The organism is Xanthomonas sp. F10 (assembly GCF_014206815.1).
GTDB lineage: Bacteria > Pseudomonadota > Gammaproteobacteria > Xanthomonadales > Xanthomonadaceae > Xanthomonas_A > Xanthomonas_A indica.
On record NZ_JACHNP010000001.1, the window covers coordinates 2,414,769 to 2,433,649 of the forward strand.

Sequence of the window (18,881 nt, forward strand, 5' to 3'; positions counted from 1 at the left end):
CGTTCTTTCCTACGGCGCGGGCGACGACGACGCCGCGCCTTGTGGCTTCAAGGCGCTGCTCAGGTCCAGCGTCGCGTGGGTGCCGCTGCCGGCCAGCGAATCCAGGTGCAGCGCCCAGCCCAGGTGCTCGCACAGCCGCGCGATCAGGTCCAGGCCGATGCCGCTGCCCTCGCGGCTGCCGCCGCCGCGCGCCATGCGCATGTAGATCGCGCTGATCTCTTCCGGACTCATGCCGTGGCCGGGGTCGTCGATGCAGACCACGCCCGGCGCCGGCATGGTGATCTCGATCCGGCCCTTGTCGCTGTTCTCGATGGCGTTGCGCAGCAGATTGCCGATCGCCACCTGCACGATCGCCAGCGGGGTCAGCACCTCGCACGGCGGCAGCGGCGCCAGCACCAGTTCCAGGCGCTTGTCCGCGCACAGGTGGCGGTGATCCTCGACGATCTCCGGCAGCAACTGGTCCAGCCGCACCAGGTCGTTGCCGCGCGCCAGCCGCGCCGGATCCTTGGCCAGCACCAGCAGCAGCGAGATCAACTGGCCCACGCCGCTGGCGGTGCGGCGGATGCGCAGCAACTGGTTGCGTACGCTGGGCGGCACGTCGTGCTGCTCCAGCGCCAGCTCGGCGGCGCCGCCAATCACCGCCACCGGGGTGCGCAGTTCGTGGCTGGTGCTGTCGATGAAGGCGCGCTCGCGCTCCACGAACAGGTCGTTGCGCGCCAGGTAGTCGTTCAGCGCCTCGGCGATCACCACCTGCTCGGCGCTGGCACGCGGATGCACCTCGATGCGCTGCCCGGGCCGGTCCGGCCGCAGGCTGCCGATGCGCTGGGCCATGTCGATCAGCGGCTGCACCACCCGGCCCATGCCCCAGGCCACCAGCGCGCCGAGCAAAAGCACCGCCACCGCGTTGGACACCAGCATCCACAGCGCCAGGTTGTCCTCGTGGTCGTGCAGTTCGGTGATGTCCAGCGCCAGGGCCAGGCGGCGCCCGCGCACGTCCTGCACCAGCACCACCTTCTCGCTGCCTTCCAACTGCACTTCGTCGTGCAGGCCGGGCCCCAGCGCCGCCACGGCCGGTGGCAGCGGTGCGCCGCCCTCGTTGCCGTACAGGCTCACGGTACGGGTGTCGATCCATCGGTAGTCCGGATCGGCGGCGCTGCGCGCCAGGAAGTGGTCCAGCTCGGAGGTCAGCAGCGAGCGCCAGGTGAGCTGCTCGGCCTGGTCGTTGACGATGTAGCCATGCACGAACACCGCCAGCGACAGCAGCGCCGCGTAGCCCACCAGCCACAGGGTCAGCCGCTGCCGCAGCCCGGCCCTAGTCGGCATGCTCGCCCTCGTGGGGGCCGACCACCGCCAGGCGGTAGCCGATGCGCGGCAGGGTGTGGATCAGCTTGGCCGCGAACGGGCCGTCGACGCTGCGGCGCAGGTCGTAGATGTGCGAGCGCAGCATGTCGCCGTCCGGCGGTTCGTCGCCCCACAGCGCCTGCTCCAGGCGGTCGCGGGTGACCGCGGCCGGGCTGGCCTGCATCAGCACCTCCAGCAGCTTGCGGCAGGCCGGGTACAGGTGCAGGGTGCGCCCGCCGCGGGTCACCTCCAGCGTGGACAGGTCCAGTTGCAGGTCGCCCACCCGCAGCAGCTTGCTGCGGCCGCGGCCGCTGGCGCGCACCAGCAGCGCCTCCAGCCGCACTTCCAGCTCCGGCAGCGCGAACGGCTTGGTCAGGTAGTCGTCGGCGCCGGCGCGAAAACCGGCGATCTTGTCGGGCAGTTCGTCGCGCGCGGTCAACATGATCACCGGCACGTCGGCATGGTGCTCCTCGCGCAGCGCGCGCAGCACCTGCTGCCCGTCCAGCCGCGGCAGCATCCAGTCCAGGATCAGCGCGTCGTAGCGCTGGGTGGTGGCCAGGTGCAGCCCGGTGACGCCGTCCGGCGCCGCATCCAGGGTGTGGCCGCGCACCTCGAAGTAGTCGAACAGGTTGGCGACCAGGTTCCGGTTGTCTTCTATGACCAGCAGCCGCATGGGGGCGCTCGAATTCGGGGGACGGACCCGCCCATGCTAGCGGAAGCGTGTCGGAACGCCGTCAGAACGGCGGCGCATCTTGATCGAATCTCGACAAAACCTGGAAAGGATCCCAACACGACGGTCTCAGGCTGCCCTCCCCGCACGCCACCGCCGAGGCCCGACCGCCCCGTTCCCGAGCCCCTTCCCACCTCCCAGCCGCCGGTGGCCCGGCGCTTGCATGACCGCGGCCGTGCGCAACCTTTGCTGAAGCCTCGGCCCTCCCATCCCGCAGTTCCGACAGCTATCCGACACCTGCAACCCGACCATGCCCTCACTTTCCCGCCGCCCCTGGCCGCCTTCGTCGACCATGCTCAGTACGCCCCTGCGATTGTCCGCTGCGGCGGCGCCCTCTCTCGGCGCACGCCGGTACTTCTATCTCTCCCACCTGTGGGTGCCGCTGGCGCTGGTGCTGCTGGCCAGCACCGTGCTGATGGGCCTGGGCGGCGATTTCTGGATCGCCGACCTGCTGTATCGCTGGGAAGGCGGGCAATGGGCGCTGAAGGATGCGGCGCTGACCCGTAGCCTGATCCACCACGACGGCAAGATGCTCAGCGCCGCGGCGTGGGCGGTGACCGCCGCGCTGGCGGTGTGGGCGTGGCGCCGTCCCGATGGCCGCCGCTACCGTCTGCCGTTGCTGTACCTGTTGCTGGTGGTGGGACTCAGCACCGGGGTGGTGTCGCTGCTGAAGTCGGTGACCCACATGGACTGCCCCTGGGACCTGACCCGCTACGGCGGCGAGCGGATCTTCGTGGGCCTGTTCGAGACCCGCCCGGCGGGCATGCCGCGCGGGGTATGCTTCCCCGCCGGTCATTCCAGTGCCGGCTATGCCTGGGTGGGGCTGTACTTCGTCGCGCTGGCGCTCAAGCCGGCCTGGCGCTGGCCAGCACTGGCGATCGGCCTCGGGGGAGGCTTGCTGTTCGGTCTCGGCCAACAGCTGCGCGGCGCGCATTTCATGTCGCACGACCTGTGGACGCTGGCCCTGTGCTGGGGCGTGGCACTGGGCCTGTACCGGGCGATGCTGTGGCCGGACGCGATGGCGTCGCAGGCCGATCGGCGCCTCTCCATCACCAACGATTCCGCCGCATGAGCCATCCCGTCGCCCCGCCCTCGCCGTCCACCGCCTCCCGCGCCCGCTGGTGGGCCTGGCGCCCGCAGCTGAGCAACGAGATGCTGGCGCTGGCGGCCAGCGCGTTCTTCGCCCTGGCCTGCAACGGCATGTTCTGGCGCAGCGCGATGAGCGGCCACGCCGGCGACGTGAAGCTGGCGCTGTCGCTGTTCCTGCTGCTGCTGGCGGTGCACGGCCTGCTGCTCGGCCTGCTGCTGTGGCGCGGCATCGCCAAGCCGGTGCTGACGGTGCTGCTGATCACCACCGCGTTCGCCGCGCACTACATGAACAGCTACAGCGTCTACCTGGACGCGGACATGCTGCGCAACGTGCTGGCCACCGACCACAAGGAATCGCGCGAGCTGATGACCCCGGCGCTGATCGCGCCGCTGCTGTTCTACGCGGTGCTGCCGATCCTGGTGCTGTGGCGGGTTCGGCTGATCCGGCGTTCGCCGCTGAAGGCGCTGGCGATCCGCGCCGGTTTCCTGGTCGGCATGCTGGCGCTGGGCGGCATCGCCGCGATGCTCTCGTTCCAGGACCTGTCGGCGATGATGCGCAACCATCGCGAGATCCGCTACCTGGCCACGCCGATCAACTACCTGGTCGCGCTGCGGCAGAACTTCAAGTCCGACAGCCCCACGCGCAAGGCGCCGAAACTGCCGCTGGAACACGACGCCAAGGCCACCGCGCGCGCGCCGGGCAGCAAGCCGCGGCTGCTGGTGGTGGTGCTGGGCGAGACCGCCCGCGCGCAGAACTGGGGCCTCAACGGCTATGCGCGGCAGACCACGCCGGAGCTGGCCAAGCGCGACGTGATCAACTTCCCCGACATGCACTCCTGCGGCACCAGCACCGAGGTCTCGGTGCCGTGCATGTTCTCGCCGTTCGGCCGCCACTACTACAACGAGAGCAACATCCGCAAGCACCAGTCGCTGCTGCACGTGCTCGAGCACGCCGGCATCGCCACGCTGTGGCGCGACAACCAGTCCGGCTGCAAGGGTGTGTGCGACGGCCTGCAGATCCAGCACCTGGACGACGCCAAGGATCCGCAGCTGTGCAAGGACGGCCGTTGCATGGACGAGATCCTGCTGCAGGACCTGGCCGCGCAGGTGCGCGCCAAGCCTGGCGACCGCGTGGTGGTACTGCACCAGCTCGGCAGCCACGGCCCCAGCTACTTCGAGCGCTACCCGGCCGCGTTCCGTCGCTTCACTCCGACCTGCGACACCGCCGACCTGGGCAACTGCAGCCGCGAGCTGATCACCAACGCCTACGACAACACCCTGCTGTACACCGACCACCTGCTGGCGCGCACCATCGACACGCTGCAGGCGATGCCCGACTACGATACGGCGATGATCTACCTCTCCGACCACGGCGAGTCGCTGGGCGAGAAGGGCCTGTACCTGCACGGCGTGCCCTACGCGATCGCGCCGCAGGAGCAGACCCACGTACCGATGGTGATGTGGTTCTCGCCGGGCTTCGCCAGCGCGCGCGGCCTGGACCTGGCCTGCCTGCAGGCGCGGTCGCGCCGCTACGCCGACCAGGACAACCTGTTCCCGTCGGTGCTGGGCTTGATGCAGGTCAGGACCGGCGTCTACGAGCGCTCGCGCGACCTGTTCGCGCAGTGCGCCAAGCCGCAATGACCGGGCGTCCACGCGCCGCCCTGGCGTGATCGAACACGGCGGCGCGGCCAAGGGCGCGCCGCGCGAACTTGCGGCGGTGCGGGCGGCCCACTAGCCTTCCGGGCAATCGCCCTGCAAGGATTCGCCGTGAACCACCGCTCTCCGCTGCTCGCGCTGTGCCTCGGCGCGAGCCTGCTGACGCTGTCCGCCTGCCGCAAGGAACCCGCGGCCGAGACCGCCGCCCCGGCCGCAGCACAGCCCGAGGGCGAAAGCGCCGACCAGTTCGTCGCCCGCATCAACGAGGAGTACCGCGCGCTGCTGCCGGAGCTGACCGCGGCGCAGTGGCTGTCGGCCACCTACATCAACGGCGACAGCGAGCGGCTGGCGGCCAAGGCCAATGCGCGCTGGCTGAGCACGCTCAACGGTTGGATCGCGCAGGCGCGGCGCTACGACGGCAAGCAGATGTCGGCCGACAGCGCCCGCGCGCTGCGCCTGCTGCAGCAGATGACCGCGATGCCGGCGCCGCACGATCCGGCGCGGCTGGCCGAATTGGCCGCGCTGGCGACGAAGATGGAGGGCGCCTACGGCGCCGCGTCCTACTGCACCGGCGAAGGCGATGCGCGGCGCTGCCGGCAGTTGGGCGAACTGGAGGACGTGCTGCGCCGCAGCCGCGACTACGACCAGCAGTTGGATGCCTGGCAGGGCTGGCACGCCGCCGTGCAACCGATGCGCAAGGACTACCAGCGCTTCGTCGAACTGGTCAACGAGGGCGCGCGCGACATGGGCTATGCCGACACCGGCGCGCTGTGGCGCAGCGGCTACGACATGCCGCCCGCGCAGTTCGCCGCCGAGACCGATCGGCTGTGGACCCAGGTCAAGCCGTTGTACGAACAGCTGCATTGCTATGCGCGCGGCAAGCTCGACGCCGAATACGGCAAGGACAAGGGCGAGGTGGCTGGCGGCCTGCTGCCGGCGCATCTGCTCGGCAACATGTGGCAGCAGGACTGGAGCAACCTGTGGGACCTGCTGCAGCCCTATCCCGGCGCCGGCAGCCTGGATATCACCGACGCACTGGAACGGCAGTACCAGGGCGACCTGAGCGCGGCGCTGGCGCGGCGCAACGGCGACACCTCGGCGCAGGCGCGGTTCATGGCCCAGCGCGAAGCGCAGTTGCTCAGCGCGCGGCAGATGACCGAGCGCGCGCAGGACTTCTACACCTCGCTGGCGATGCCCAAGCTGCCGGACAGCTACTGGACGCGCAGCCAGTTCATCAAACCGTTGGACCGCGACGTGGTCTGCCACGCCAGCGCCTGGGACATGGACATGGCCGGCGACGTGCGCACCAAGATGTGCGTCAAGCCGAACGAAGAGGACTTCACCACCATCTACCACGAGCTCGGCCACCTTTATTACGACCTGGCCTACAACCCGCTGCCGCCCCTGTTCCAGGCCGGCGCCAACGACGGTTTCCACGAAGCCATCGGCGACACCGTGGTGCTGGCGATGACCCCGCAATACCTGCATTCGATCGGCCTGGTCGATGCACCGCAGGTCGGCCGCGAGGCGCTGATCAACGCACAGATGCGCATGGCCCTGAGTAAGGTGGCGTTCCTGCCGTTCGGGCTGATGATCGACCGCTGGCGCTGGGGCGTGTTCGACGGCTCGATCGCCGCGGACCGCTACAACCAGGCTTGGTGGGAACTGAAGGCCAAGTACCAGGGCGTGGCGCCGGCGACGCCGCGCGGCGAGGACTTCTTCGACCCCGGCGCCAAGTACCACGTGCCGGCCAATACCCCCTACACCCGCTACTTCCTCTCGCACATCCTGCAGTTCCAGTTCTACAAGAGCCTGTGCGATGCGGCCGGCTACAAGGGCCCGCTGTACGAGTGCACCTTCTACGGCAACAAGGAAGCCGGGCAGAAGTTCTGGTCGATGCTGCAGCGTGGCGCCAGCCAGCCGTGGCAGGCCACGCTCAAGGAACTGACCGGCAGCGAGCGCATCGACGCCGGCCCGCTGCTGGAATACTTCGCGCCGATGCAGGAATGGCTCAAGCAGCAGAACCAGGGACGGATGTGCGGGTGGGACCCCGCGGCGCAGGCGTCGGCACAGGCCAGTGCGGCCACCCCCGCTGCATCCGCGCCCCCGCCAGCGCCGACGACGCCACCGCGCCAGCGCTGAGCAGCCACGCGTCCCGCCAGCGGATCAGTCGTCGGCCAGCCGTGCCCAGCGCTCGTGGTCGCGCCAGATCCCGCCGATGCGCAGGTAGCGCGGCGAATAGCCTTCGCGGCGGAAGCCGGCGCGCTGCGCCAGGGCCAGCGAGCGGGTGTTGTCCGGCTGGATGTTGGCTTCCACCCGGTGCAGGCCCAGTTCGGCGAAGGCATAGGCCACGCACAGGCGCAGCGCGTGCGTCATCAGTCCGCGGCCTTCGCAGCCGGCCATGGCGTGGTAGCCCAGGTAGGCGCTCTGGAAGCAGCCGCCGACCACCTGGCTGAAGGTGAACAGGCCGGCGAGCGCGCCCGTGCTGCGTTCGCGCGCCAGCAGGGCGATGTTGCTGCCGTCCAGGGTCTGCGCGTACCAGGCCTCGAACCCCGGCACGTCGGTGAACGGATAGGTCCACGGGTGATGCAGGGCGACGCTGGCGCGGTGCGCCTGGATCAGCGCCATGCCGTCGCGGCGCCGCACCCGCGCCAGCGACACGGCCTCCTGCGCAGCCTGGCCGGCGCTCTGGCCCATGGTCTCAGGCCGGCGCCGTCGCGCCGCCGTCGTCGCGGCGCATGACCTGGGCGTGGCGCGTCTTGAACTCCTCGAAGCTCAGGCCCTGCGCCTGCGCATCGGCCTGCGCGGCGTCCTTCAGCGCGTCCGAGTACATCAGCCGCACCGGCGTGCCGGCGCGCTCGTGCAGCTCCGCCGCCTGCATGATCAGCGACAGCACCTGCGCGGCGCTCTCGCTCTGCCCGGCGATGCGCCCGTCCATGCCCAGCACCCACTCGCCGTCGCGGCGCACGATGCCGGCCAGCAGGGTGCGCTGCTGGTCGCGCAGCTCCGCGTGCGGTTCGATGGGCGCGGCCGGCGCGGCGCCCTCGGCGCGGTGGCGCAGGCGCTCGGCCAGCTTCTTGCGCAGATCGCGGCGCTGCTTGGACTGGATGGACATGCGGTTTCCTCAACGATGACCCGACGACGATAGCCCAACCGCGGCCATGCTCACAGCGGATCGGCCGGCTCCAGCCGCGGCACCTGCGCGTCCGGCCGCGGCAGGCGCTTGCCGCTGCGCCGCTCCCAGCGCCAGAAGCCCCAGCCCAGCAGGAAGAACGCGCCCGAGCCCAGCGCCAGGTGCAGGGCATGGCCGCTGAGCAGCGGCGACAGCACCCCGGCCACCAGCACGGTGACCATCAACTGGGTGAAGGCCTGCAGCGACGAGGCCAGCCCACGCTGGCGCGGATACATGTCCAGCACCGCCAGCGCCAGGATCGGGAAGATCAGCGCGGTGCCCAGGCCGGCGAAGAAGATCGGCAGCACCGCCCACGGCAGCGCGATGGCCGGCACCAGCGCGGTGTAGGCGATGTTGCCGGCCATCGACAGGCCGCAGCAGACGAAGCCGAAGCGCACCTGGCGCATCGGCCCCAGCCGCCCGGCCATGCGCCCGGACAGGAACGCGCCCAGGGTCATGCCGCCGATGGTGGGCAGGAACAGCCAGGCGAAGTCGCGTTCGGTCTTGCCCAGCAGGTCGATCATGAACACCGGCGCCGAGGCGATGTACAGGAACACCCCGCCGAAATTGAACGCACCGGCCGCGGCCAGGCGTTGGAAGCGCGGATTGAGCGCGATGCCGATGTAGTCGCGCAGCAGCGTGCGCGGCGCCAGCGGCGTGCGCGCCTGCGGCGGATGCGTCTCCGGCATCCAGCGCAGGGTCGCCAGCAACAGCAGCGAGGAGAAGCCGACCAGGAACCAGAAGATCAATGGCCAGCCGCGGCCGCTGCCCAGGATCCAGCCGCCGATGACCGGCGCGATCGCAGGGGCGATGCCGAAGATCATCGACACCTGGCTCATCAGCCGCTGCGCATCGTCGCCATGGAACAGATCGCGGATCACCGCGCGGCCGACGATCATGCCGACGCCGGCCGAGACGCCCTGCAGCGCGCGGAAGACCAGCAGGGTCGGCAGGTCGCGCGACAGCGCGCAGCCTGCCGAGGCGAGCATGAACACGACCAGCCCGGCGACGATCACCCGCCGCCGCCCCAGCGCGTCCGACAGCGGCCCGTGTGCCAGGCCCATCACCGCGTAGGCCAGCAGGTACACGCTCACCGTCTGCTGGATCGCCACCGGATCGGCGTGCAGGCGCTGCGCCAACTGCGGGAACGCCGGGAAGATGGTATCGATGGAGAACGGGCCGAACATCGCCAGCCCGGCCAGCAACAGGGCCATGCGGCGTGTGGACACGGACGGGAGCGTCATGGGGACATCATCCTGAAAAGCCGGCGGCGGCGGCCACGGGACGGGCGCACACGCGACGACGCCGTCCGGCATGGACGGGCGTGAGAGAAAGGAGTGCGGTCATGATACGCGCGGCGGCCGCCTGCGCGCATCCGCCGCGGCCTCCCCATTCAGCCTGGCGTGGGGACGAACGGCCCGCCGTGGGCGCCGCCGGCCACGCTATAATCGCGACGCAGCAAGGTGGGAGAAGCGGGGCGACCCGCTGCCGAAGGCGCAAACGCCCGTAATCGCTCAGGCCCGATACCACCCGCACCAAGACTCTGGAGAGACCGGTCAAACCCGGCGCCGAAGGGGCACGAAGCGCAGCGCCAGCCGCCGCTTCCAAACTCTCAGGCAAAAGGACAGAGGGGCATTGGGAAGACGCGTGCTTCCCGTCGATCGTGCCCGCCGCTGCGGCCCGACGATGGCCTTGCGCGCGTCCCCGCCTCCTCGTGCCTTCCTCAGCCGGACGACTGCCATGTCTCACACCTCTTCGCTGCGCGACCTCGAACACCATTCGGCTTTCATCGAGCGCCACATCGGCCCGAACGACGCCGAGATCGCGCACATGCTGCGCACCGTCGGCCACGACTCGCTGGAGGCGATGACCGACGCCATCGTGCCGGGCAACATCAAGTCGCCGGCCGCGCTGGCGCTGCCCGACGCCATCACCGAGGAGGAGGCGCTGGCCAAGATCCGCGCCATCGCCGACAAGAACACCGTGTTCCGCAGCTTCATCGGCCAGGGCTACTACGGCACCCACACGCCGAAGGTGATCCTGCGCAACATCCTCGAGAATCCGGCCTGGTACACCGCCTACACTCCGTACCAGGCGGAGATCTCGCAGGGCCGCATGGAAGCGCTGATCAACTTCCAGACCATGTGCGCCGACCTCACCGGCATGGAGATCGCCAACGCCTCGCTGCTGGACGAAGCCACCGCCGCGGCCGAGGCGATGACCCTGGCCAAGCGCTCGGCCAAGTCCAAGTCCGACACCTTCTTCGTGCACGACGCGGTGCACCCGCAGACCCTGGAGCTGCTGCGCACCCGCGCCGAGCCGCTGGGCATCGTGCTGCGCGTGGGCACGCCGGAGGAAGCGCTGCAGGCCGAGTGCTTCGGCGTGCTGCTGCAGTATCCCGATAGCTTCGGCCACATCGGGGACCACAAGGCGCTGGCCGACGCGGTGCACGCGCAAGGCGGCCTGGTCGCGGTCGCCACCGACCTGCTCGCGCTGACCCTGATCGCCGCGCCCGGCGAATGGGGCGCGGACATCGTGGTCGGCAACTCGCAACGCTTCGGCGTGCCGTTCGGCTTCGGCGGCCCGCACGCCGCGTTCATGGCCTGCCGCGACGCCTACAAGCGCTCGATGCCGGGCCGCCTGATCGGCGTGTCGATCGACGCCGCCGGCAACCCCGCCTACCGCCTCACCCTGCAGACCCGCGAGCAGCACATCCGCCGCGAGAAGGCCACCTCCAACATCTGCACCGCGCAGGTGCTGCTGGCGGTGATGGCCTCGATGTACGCGGTCTACCACGGCCCCGAGGGCCTGGTGCGCATCGCCCGCCGCACCCACCGCCTGGCCGCGATCCTGGCCGCGGCGCTGCGCGGCGCCGGCGTCGCCGTCGGCGAGCGCTTCTTCGACACCCTGCACGTCACCGGCGTCGACGCCGAGGCCATCCATGCCAAGGCGCGTGCGGCCGGCATCAACCTGCGCGCGATCGACAGCACCGCGCTGGGCATCAGCCTGGACGAGACCGCCACCCGCGCCGACGTGGTGGCGCTGGCGCAGCTGTTCGGCGCGCAGGCCGACGTGGACGCGCTCGATGCCGCCACCGCCGACGCGCTGCCGCCGCAGCTGCTGCGCCACAGCGCGTTCCTGCAGCATCCGGTGTTCAACACCCACCACAGCGAGCACGAACTGCTGCGCTACATGCGCGCGCTGGCCGACAAGGACCTGGCGATGGATCGCACCATGATCCCGCTCGGCAGCTGCACCATGAAGCTCAACGCCACCGCCGAGATGATCCCGGTCACCTGGCCGCAGTTCGGCGCGATCCATCCGCTGGCCCCGGCCGAACAGAGCGTGGGCTACAAGCAACTGATCGACGAACTGGAAGCGATGCTGGTCGAGTGCACCGGCTACGACGCGGTCAGCCTGCAGCCCAACTCCGGCGCGCAGGGCGAGTACGCCGGCCTGCTGGCGATCCGCGCCTACCACCGCGCCCGCGGCGAAGGCCATCGCGACATCTGCCTGATCCCCGAATCGGCGCACGGCACCAACCCGGCCTCGGCGCAGATGTGCGGCATGACCGTGGTGGTGACCAAGTGCGACGGCAACGGCAACGTCGACGTCGCCGACATCCGCGCCAAGGCCGAGAAGTATTCCGACCGCCTGGCCGCGCTGATGATCACCTACCCGTCCACCCACGGCGTGTTCGAGGAAGACGTGGTGGCGATCTGCGAGGCGGTGCACGCGCACGGCGGCCAGGTCTACACCGACGGCGCCAACATGAACGCCCTGGTCGGCCTGGCCAAGCCCGGCAAGTGGGGCTCGGACGTGTCGCACCTGAACCTGCACAAGACCTTCTGCATCCCGCACGGCGGCGGCGGCCCCGGCGTCGGCCCGTGCGCGGTGAAGGCGCACCTGGCGCCGTACCTGCCGCGCACCCTCGGCGGCGACGGCGACGTCGGCATGGTCTCGGCGGCCAGCTTCGGCTCGGCCTCGATCCTGCCGATCAGCTGGATGTACATCACCATGATGGGCAACAGCGGGCTGCGCAAGGCCACCCAGGTCGCGCTGCTCAACGCCAACTACATCGCCAAGCGCCTGGCGCCGTACTACAAGACCCTGTACACCGGCCGCAACGGCCTGGTCGCGCACGAGTGCATCCTCGACGTGCGCCCGCTGGAGAAGACCAGCGGCATCGGCGCCGAGGACATCGCCAAGCGCCTGATCGACTTCGGCTTCCACGCGCCGACGCTGAGCTTCCCGGTTGCCGGCACGCTGATGGTGGAGCCGACCGAGAGCGAATCGCAGCACGAGCTGGACCGCTTCATCGACGCGATGATCCAGATCCGCGAGGAGATCGCCGCGATCGAGGATGGCCGCCTGGACCGCGAGGACAATCCGCTCAAGCACGCCCCGCACACCGCCGCGCAGGTCACCGCCAGCGAGTGGACCCACGCCTACCCGCGCGAACTGGCTGCGTTCCCGCTGCCGACCCTCAAGCAGCAGAAGTACTGGCCGCCGGTGGCGCGCGTGGACAACGTGTACGGCGACAAGAACGTGATGTGCGCGTGCATCCCGGTGGAGGCGTACAAGGAAGACGCGGTGGTCTGACCGCAACGTCGTTCGACGATGCATCCGAGACCCAGCCTCGCGCGCGAGGCTGGGTTTTTTTTGCGTGCGCATCGCGCATCGCGGTAGACAAGTGCGCCGTCACCCGGCGCGTTGTACGGCTCGTTCACGCCGTGCCGCCCAGGATCGAGACTTCCGCCACGCCCGCGCCCTCACGTATCGGGCACACCACCGCGACGCCTTCTTCCGCCACGCACCGGAGCGACCTTCCATGGCCAGCCGCAAGCGCACGCCCAGCGATCCCGCATCGTCCACCGCCCTCGTCGCCACCGCCGCACCCGCCGATCAGCGCGGCCATGGCGATGAATTGCATCAGCAAGCAGGCGGCACGCATCCGCCGCTGACCACCAACCAGGGCATTCCGGTCGCCGACAACCAGAACTCGCTGCGCGCCACCCCGCGCGGGCCGACCCTGCTGGAAGATTTCATCCTGCGCGAGAAGATCACCCACTTCGACCACGAGCGCATTCCCGAGCGCATCGTGCACGCGCGCGGCAGCGCCGCGCACGGCTACTTCGAGCTGACCGCCTCGCTGGCCAAGTACACCACCGCCTCGCTGCTCACCGAAGTCGGGGTGAAGACCCCGGTGTTCACCCGCTTCTCCACCGTGGCCGGCGGCGCCGGATCGGTGGACACGCCGCGCGACGTGCGCGGCTTCGCGGTCAAGTTCTACACCAAGGAAGGCAACTGGGACCTGGTGGGCAACAACATCCCGGTGTTCTTCATCCAGGACGCGCTGAAGTTCCCCGACCTGATCCACGCGGTGAAGATGGAGCCGGATCGCGGCTTCCCGCAGGCCGCCAGCGCGCACGACACGTTCTGGGACTTCGTCTCGCTGATGCCCGAGTCGCTGCACATGATCATGTGGGCGATGAGCGACCGCACCATCCCGCGCTCGTTGCGCATGATGGAAGGCTTCGGCATCCACAGCTTCCGCCTGCTCGATGCGGACGGGCGCAGCACCTTCGTCAAGTTCCACTGGCGGCCGAAGCTCGGCCTGCAATCCACGATCTGGGACGAGGCGGTGAAGCTGGCCGGCGCCGATCCGGACTTCCACCGCCGCGACCTGTTCGAGGCGATTCAGCGCGGCGACTTCCCGGAATGGGAACTGGGCGTGCAACTGTTCACCCAGGAACAGGCCGACAGCTTCCCGTTCGACCACCTGGACGCCACCAAGCTGATCCCGGAGGAACTGGTGCCGCTGCAGATCGTCGGGCGCATGGTGCTGGACCGCTGGCCGGACAACTTCTTCGCCGAGACCGAGCAGGTGGCGTACTGCCCGGCCAACATCGTGCCCGGCATCGACTTCTCCAACGACCCGCTGCTGCAGGGCCGCCTGTTCTCCTACCTGGACACCCAGCTCAGCCGCCTGGGTGGGCCCAATTTCCACCAGTTGCCGATCAACGCGCCGAAGTGTCCGTTCGCGAACATGCAGCGCGATGGGCACATGCAGATGGGCGTGCCCAAGGGCCGCGTCGCCTACGAACCCAGCTCACTGCAGGCCGACAGCCCGCGCGAGACCGCGCGCGGCTTCGTCAGCCATCGCACCCAGCCCGACGACGGCGCCAAGGGCCGCGTGCGTGCCGAGAGCTTCGCCGACCACTACAGCCAGGCGCGGCTGTTCTACCGCAGCCAGACCCCGCCGGAACAGGCGCACGTGGCCTCGGCGCTGGTGTTCGAACTGTCCAAGGTCGACACCGCGCACGTGCGCGAGGCCGTGGTCGGGCACCTGCGCCACATCGATCCCAAGCTGGCGCAGCGCGTCGCCGACGGCCTGGGCATGGACGGATTGCCACCGGCGCCGCCGGCCGCGGTCGCCCCGCAGGACCTGCCGCTATCGCCGGCGCTGCAATTGATCGGGCGGATGAAACCCACCCTGCAGGGCCGCGCGATCGGCATCCTGATCGACGAGGGTTCGGACGCCAAGACCGTGCGCGAGCTGCGCAAGGCCGCCAGCGACGCCGGTGCGGCGGTCAAGATCGTGGCGCCCAAGCTGGGCGGTGCCGTGCTCAGCGACGGCAAGCGCCTGATCGCCGACGGCCAGTTGGCCGGCACGCCCTCGTTCGTGTTCGACGCGGTGGCAGTGGTGCTGTCGGCCGAGGCCGGCAAGCGGCTGAGCAAGGAATCGGCAGCCATCGACTTCGTCAGCAACGCCTTCGCCCACCTCAAGGCCATCGCCGCCGACGCCGGCGCGCAGCCGCTGCTGAAGGCCGGCAACGTGCAGAAGGATGCCGGCGTGATCGAGGCCAGCGACAGCAAGGGCTTCGTCGCCGCCGCCAAGACCCGGCAGTGGAGCCGCGAGCCGAAGCTGCGCCTGCTGGCCTGATCAATGCGTAGTTCCCGCCATGGCGCCGCACGGTGGCGCCATGGCGAGACCCGCATTTCCGCCACCGTCCGCCGCCGCCCGACGAGGCGTCCGAGACCGACCCTGGGGCCTGCCTGACGACCGCCCGAACATCACCTGGTCAATTTTTCGCCACCCCTCTTGACACTGTTGTGTCACGGGCCGGCATCGGCCTTATCCACAACCTTATGCAGAAGTCATCCACACCCCCTGTGGACAACGGCTCACTGCCACCCTCACCTGAACATAACAACTAAGTCGTTGATCCGTCGTCATAAAGCCTGTCACGGACTTGACAAGAAGCGCGCAAGCCACTCCAAGGTGGCCGCCGGGCGAGGCGTGCGGCAAAAACTTATCCCGAACCTGGGAGCGCCGCGTCTACAGCGAGGAGAGGTGAAGGGACCGTGAAATCTTCACCTGTTCGCGACGAACGGTAGGCGCTCCCGCGCCTTGCCACAGACGGGTCCAGCGAAACCCCATCCGCGGTCGCAGCCCCACCCTGAATCTGATGCAGCGCAGCAGACTTGGCGCCCGCTGACGGCCCGGCATGGGTGCCGGGTGTCTCGCCAACGAGAACCCACGCCACCGTCTTACGGGGTCAGGATCACCTTGCGGCAGTCCTGCTCCTTCTTGTCGAAGATCGAGTAGCCCTGCGCCGCCTCGGCCAGGCTCAGGCGGTGGGTGATGATCTCGTTCGGGCGCAGCCGGCCTTCGCCGATGTGCTCCAGCAGTTCCGGCATGAAGCGCTGCACGTGGGTCTGGCCCATCTTGAAGCTCAGCCCCTTGTCGAACGCATCGCCGAACAGGAAGCCGTGGATGAAACCGGCATACACGCCGGGCACGCTGACGGTGCCGCCGCGGCGGGTCGCAGCGATGCACTGGCGCAGCGCAGTGCCGCTGCTGCCTTCCAGCTTCAGCGTGGCCATCACCGTCTCCACGGTGCTGCCCTTGGCTTCGAAGCCCACCGCGTCGATGCTGGCATCCACGCCGCGGCCGTCGGTCTGGCCGACGATGATGTCGGCCGGATCGTCCACTTCTTCGAAGTTCAGCGGGATCACGCCATAGGTGCGCTGGGCGAAGTCCAGCCGATACGGATAGCGGTCGACCATGAAGATACGCTCGGCGCCGAGCATGCGGCAGCACGCCGCGGTCATCAGGCCGACCGGACCCGCGCCGAAGATCGCCACGGTGCTGCCCTGGCGTACGCCGGCATTGAGCGCGGCCTGATAGCCGGTGGGCAGGATGTCGGACAGGAACAGCACCTGCTCGTCGTGCAGCACGTCCGGCACCACCAGCGGGCCGACGTTGGCCTTGGGCACGCGCACGTATTCGGCCTGGCCGCCGGCCACGCCGCCGTACAGATGGCTGTAGCCGAACAGCGCCGCCGGCGGCCGGATGCCCTTCTGGTTCAGCGCCGCGCCCTTGCCGGTGTTGGTGGTCTCGCAGGCGGCGTACTCGGTCAGGCGGCAATGGAAGCACTCGCCGCAGGCGATCACGAAGGGGATCACCACGCGGTCGCCCTTCTTCACCCGCTGCACGTCCGGGCCGACCTCCTCCACCACGCCCATGAATTCGTGCCCGAGCACGTCGCCGGTGTGCAGGTCGGGGATCTTGCCGCGGTACAGGTGCAGGTCCGAGCCGCAGATCGCGGTGGCGGTGACGCGCAGGATGATGTCGTCGGTCTCCACCAGCACGGGGTCGGGAACGGTTTCCACGCGCACGTCCCGGGTGCCGTGATAGGTCAGAGCTTGCATGGGTGGTTCCTTTCGTCTGCGAACACGTGTGTGCAGTGTCGCTGCCGGCACCGTGCATCGTCGGTGACCATGCCGTGAGTCCGATGTCGCGACCGCGGTGCATGCCTTGCAGGCAGTGCCCTGCGTGCACGCGCTGCCGCTGCATTACCATGCGCCGTCCCCACTGCGAGCCGATGCCATGCCCGACAGCCTCCACGACCTGCAAACCGCCCAACGCGCCTTCGCCGATGCCCGCGACTGGGGTCAGTTCCACAGTCCGCGCAATCTCGCCGCGGCGCTCTCGGTGGAAGCGGCGGAACTGCTGGAACATTTCCAATGGCTGGACGATGCGCAGAGCCGGCAACTGTCTACAGAAAAAAAGCAGCAGGTCGGCAGCGAGATCGCCGACGTGCTGCTGTATCTGGTGCAGCTGTGCGACAAGCTGGACATCGATCCGATCGACGCCGCGCAGCGCAAGATGCTGGCCAACGCTGCCAAGTATCCGGTGGAGCTGGCCAAGGGCCGCATCACCAAGTACACCGAGCTGTAAGCACGCCAGGCGACTTACAGGGCGGAAGTGCAATGCGCGGCGGCGGCGTGCGCCGCCGCGCATCATGAGCGGCTAGGCGCTCGTGCGCGAACTGCGCTTGCGTGTGGACGACGTCTTGCTGGCCGCGCGCTTGCTGGTCGTGCGCTTGCTGGAGGCGCTCTTCTTCGCCGGTGTCTTCCTGGCGGTCGACTTTTTCGAGGCCGTCTTCTTCGAGGCCGTCTTTTTCGTCGCCGCCTTCTTTGCCGAAGAGGCCTTGCTCGCAGCCTTCCTGGCCGTTGCCTTTCTCGCCGACGTGGACTTGGCCGTGCTCTTTTTCGCGGAGGACGTGCGCGTACCGGACTTTTTGGCGCGGGTCTGCGCCGCCTTCTTGGCCGCGGCCTTGCGCACCGTTGCCCCCTTGGTCTGCGCGGCCTTCTTCGCCGCCGTCGAGCGGCTGCTGGCGCTGCGCTTCTTCGCCGCGCGCTTGGTCTGCGTCGACAGCGCCTCGCTGCCCACGGTCTTGCGCGCCGTCGTGCCCTTGCTGGCGGTCTTGAGCGCCTTCTTGGCGCCGCGCGAGCGCGTGGGCGACGGCTTGCCCTGCTTGCCGCCCTTGGCTTCTTCCTGCGCGATCTTCTTCTTGGTTGACTTCGACGCGGTCTTCGATGCACCGGTCTTGACCCCGGCGCGGCGCGCCTTGGACAGGCCGATGGCGATCGCCTGCTTGGTCGACTTCACCTGGGTCTTTCCCTCGCGCACGCGGTCGATCTCCTCACGCACGAATTCGCCGGCCTGGGTCGTGCCAGCCTTGCCTTCGCGCTTGGCGCGGCGCGCACGGGTGGTGGTGGATTGCTCCGGCATCGATACGTCTCCTGATAGCGGCCACGACGGCCATCCGCTTCGGGTGTAGCAACGCTCAGGTCAAGAGCAGGCATACGATAGGCGAAGCGCGCGTGCATGCGCCCGCAGGCAGACGATGGCGCGATCAGCCGTCGCGGCCGCACAGCGCCGGCGAATAGGCCTGGATGGCGTGCTGGATCGGCGCGTGGCGCCCGTACATCAGCACAGCGACCAGGCCCACCGACAAGATGGCGTACACCCGCAGGCGAGCAGGCAGCTGCGGCGCCCCGTGCCACCGCAGATAGCAGGCCGTGGTCGCGGCGCCGACGACCACGCCGACCGCGACCTCGGACAGGCTGTGCGCACGCGCGTAGACGCGAGCAATGGCGATCACGCTGGCGATGGCGAGCCCGCCGGCCACCGCCAGCCGCGGCCGCGGGCGGGCGCGCAGGCACAGTATGCAGGCCATCGGCCACACGGACGCGGCAAGCATGGTGTGTCCGCTGATCACCCGGAACTGCAACGCGCGCAACTCCACGCCGCAGCCGGCGTAAAGAATCTTGGTCGCGCCAACCAGGGCCGCGGCGGTCGCCACCAGGCCCAGCCAGGTGCCGGCGGCGCGCCACCCGCCACTGCCCTGCGCCAGCCAAACGGCGCAGACCAGCGCCAGCGGCAAGGTCATCGCCGCGTCGCCGAAGTTGCTGATGGCAGACCACATGCTGGGAAAAACGTCCTTCGGCGTACGCGTCGTTTGGGGCGCCGACGCGGTGCGCCGTGGCCGCCATGATACGGGCGATCGCTCGAACGGGAGGATCGTGGTGCGCAGCGCG

Annotated in this window: 13 protein-coding genes, 1 pseudogene and 1 riboswitch; of the genes and pseudogenes, 6 read left to right on the forward strand and 8 right to left on the reverse strand. The window is 69.4% G+C overall.

Annotated features, from left to right (window positions below; genetic code table 11):
* Nucleotides 1-9 precede the first annotated feature (9 nt).
* Nucleotides 10-1,323 (reverse strand): HAMP domain-containing sensor histidine kinase, encoded by a 1,314-nt coding sequence (locus FHR56_RS10560; RefSeq protein WP_160947617.1) that lies wholly within the window; start codon nucleotides 1,321-1,323, stop codon nucleotides 10-12.
* Nucleotides 1,313-2,014 (reverse strand): response regulator transcription factor, encoded by a 702-nt coding sequence (locus FHR56_RS10565; RefSeq protein ID WP_010340248.1) that lies wholly within the window; start codon nucleotides 2,012-2,014, stop codon nucleotides 1,313-1,315. Before FHR56_RS10565 ends, FHR56_RS10560 begins: the two co-directional genes overlap by 11 nt.
* Before the next feature lie 349 nt (nucleotides 2,015-2,363).
* Between FHR56_RS10565 and FHR56_RS10570 the strand changes: the two genes are divergently transcribed.
* The 3 genes from FHR56_RS10570 to FHR56_RS10580 all read left to right on the forward strand — a co-directional run bounded on the left by FHR56_RS10570 (nucleotide 2,364) and on the right by FHR56_RS10580 (nucleotide 6,958).
* Nucleotides 2,364-3,143: a phosphatase PAP2 family protein gene (locus tag FHR56_RS10570; RefSeq protein WP_160947616.1), complete on the forward strand. Its 780-nt coding sequence runs from the start codon at nucleotides 2,364-2,366 to the stop codon at nucleotides 3,141-3,143.
* A complete protein-coding gene (locus tag FHR56_RS10575; protein WP_160947615.1) occupies nucleotides 3,140-4,801 on the forward strand; it encodes a phosphoethanolamine--lipid A transferase in 1,662 nt (553 codons plus the stop codon). Before FHR56_RS10570 ends, FHR56_RS10575 begins: the two co-directional genes overlap by 4 nt.
* A 126-nt stretch (nucleotides 4,802-4,927) precedes the next feature.
* Nucleotides 4,928-6,958 carry a M2 family metallopeptidase gene (locus FHR56_RS10580; protein ID WP_160947614.1) on the forward strand — a complete coding sequence of 677 codons (2,031 nt, stop codon included), beginning with the start codon at nucleotides 4,928-4,930 and terminating at the stop codon, nucleotides 6,956-6,958.
* A gap of 24 nt (nucleotides 6,959-6,982) precedes the next feature.
* Here the strand turns inward: FHR56_RS10580 and FHR56_RS10585 are convergent, their stop codons facing one another.
* The 3 genes from FHR56_RS10585 to FHR56_RS10595 are packed head-to-tail and all read right to left on the reverse strand — an operon-like array spanning nucleotide 6,983 to nucleotide 9,232.
* Nucleotides 6,983-7,513, reverse strand: a complete 531-nt coding sequence (locus tag FHR56_RS10585) for a GNAT family protein (RefSeq protein ID WP_184502489.1) — start codon at nucleotides 7,511-7,513, stop codon at nucleotides 6,983-6,985.
* A 4-nt stretch (nucleotides 7,514-7,517) separates the two neighbouring features.
* A complete protein-coding gene (locus FHR56_RS10590; RefSeq protein ID WP_160947613.1) occupies nucleotides 7,518-7,931 on the reverse strand; it encodes a hypothetical protein in 414 nt (137 codons plus the stop codon).
* 50 nt (nucleotides 7,932-7,981) lie between these two features.
* The gene (locus tag FHR56_RS10595; RefSeq protein WP_237473313.1) at nucleotides 7,982-9,232 is read right to left on the reverse strand and encodes a multidrug effflux MFS transporter; all 1,251 of its coding nucleotides are present in this window, start codon (nucleotides 9,230-9,232) and stop codon (nucleotides 7,982-7,984) included.
* A gap of 289 nt (nucleotides 9,233-9,521) precedes the next feature.
* A riboswitch (glycine riboswitch) is annotated at nucleotides 9,522-9,626 on the forward strand.
* Nucleotides 9,627-9,728: 102 nt separating this feature from the next.
* On the opposite strand from FHR56_RS10595, the gene gcvP reads away from it, so the two are divergent.
* On the forward strand, nucleotides 9,729-12,590 hold the full coding sequence (gcvP, locus tag FHR56_RS10600) for an aminomethyl-transferring glycine dehydrogenase (RefSeq protein WP_160947612.1): 2,862 nt from the start codon (nucleotides 9,729-9,731) through the stop codon (nucleotides 12,588-12,590).
* 229 nt (nucleotides 12,591-12,819) lie between these two features.
* Nucleotides 12,820-14,934 carry a catalase gene (locus tag FHR56_RS10605; RefSeq protein ID WP_160947611.1) on the forward strand — a complete coding sequence of 705 codons (2,115 nt, stop codon included), beginning with the start codon at nucleotides 12,820-12,822 and terminating at the stop codon, nucleotides 14,932-14,934.
* A gap of 608 nt (nucleotides 14,935-15,542) precedes the next feature.
* On the opposite strand, the gene FHR56_RS10610 is transcribed toward FHR56_RS10605, so the two are convergent.
* The gene (locus FHR56_RS10610) at nucleotides 15,543-16,706 is read right to left on the reverse strand and encodes a zinc-dependent alcohol dehydrogenase (RefSeq protein WP_019796056.1); all 1,164 of its coding nucleotides are present in this window, start codon (nucleotides 16,704-16,706) and stop codon (nucleotides 15,543-15,545) included.
* Nucleotides 16,707-16,884: 178 nt separating this feature from the next.
* On the opposite strand from FHR56_RS10610, the gene FHR56_RS10615 reads away from it, so the two are divergent.
* Nucleotides 16,885-17,235, forward strand: coding sequence for a nucleotide pyrophosphohydrolase (locus FHR56_RS10615; protein ID WP_160947610.1), 351 nt, complete (start codon nucleotides 16,885-16,887; stop codon nucleotides 17,233-17,235).
* A 321-nt stretch (nucleotides 17,236-17,556) separates the two neighbouring features.
* Here the strand turns inward: FHR56_RS10615 and FHR56_RS10620 are convergent.
* A pseudogene (locus FHR56_RS10620) lies at nucleotides 17,557-18,072 on the reverse strand (DUF6496 domain-containing protein); the annotation flags it as partial.
* A 124-nt stretch (nucleotides 18,073-18,196) separates the two neighbouring features.
* Nucleotides 18,197-18,769, reverse strand: coding sequence for a phosphatase PAP2 family protein (locus FHR56_RS10625; RefSeq protein ID WP_160947609.1), 573 nt, complete (start codon nucleotides 18,767-18,769; stop codon nucleotides 18,197-18,199).
* Nucleotides 18,770-18,881: the final 112 nt, after the last annotated feature.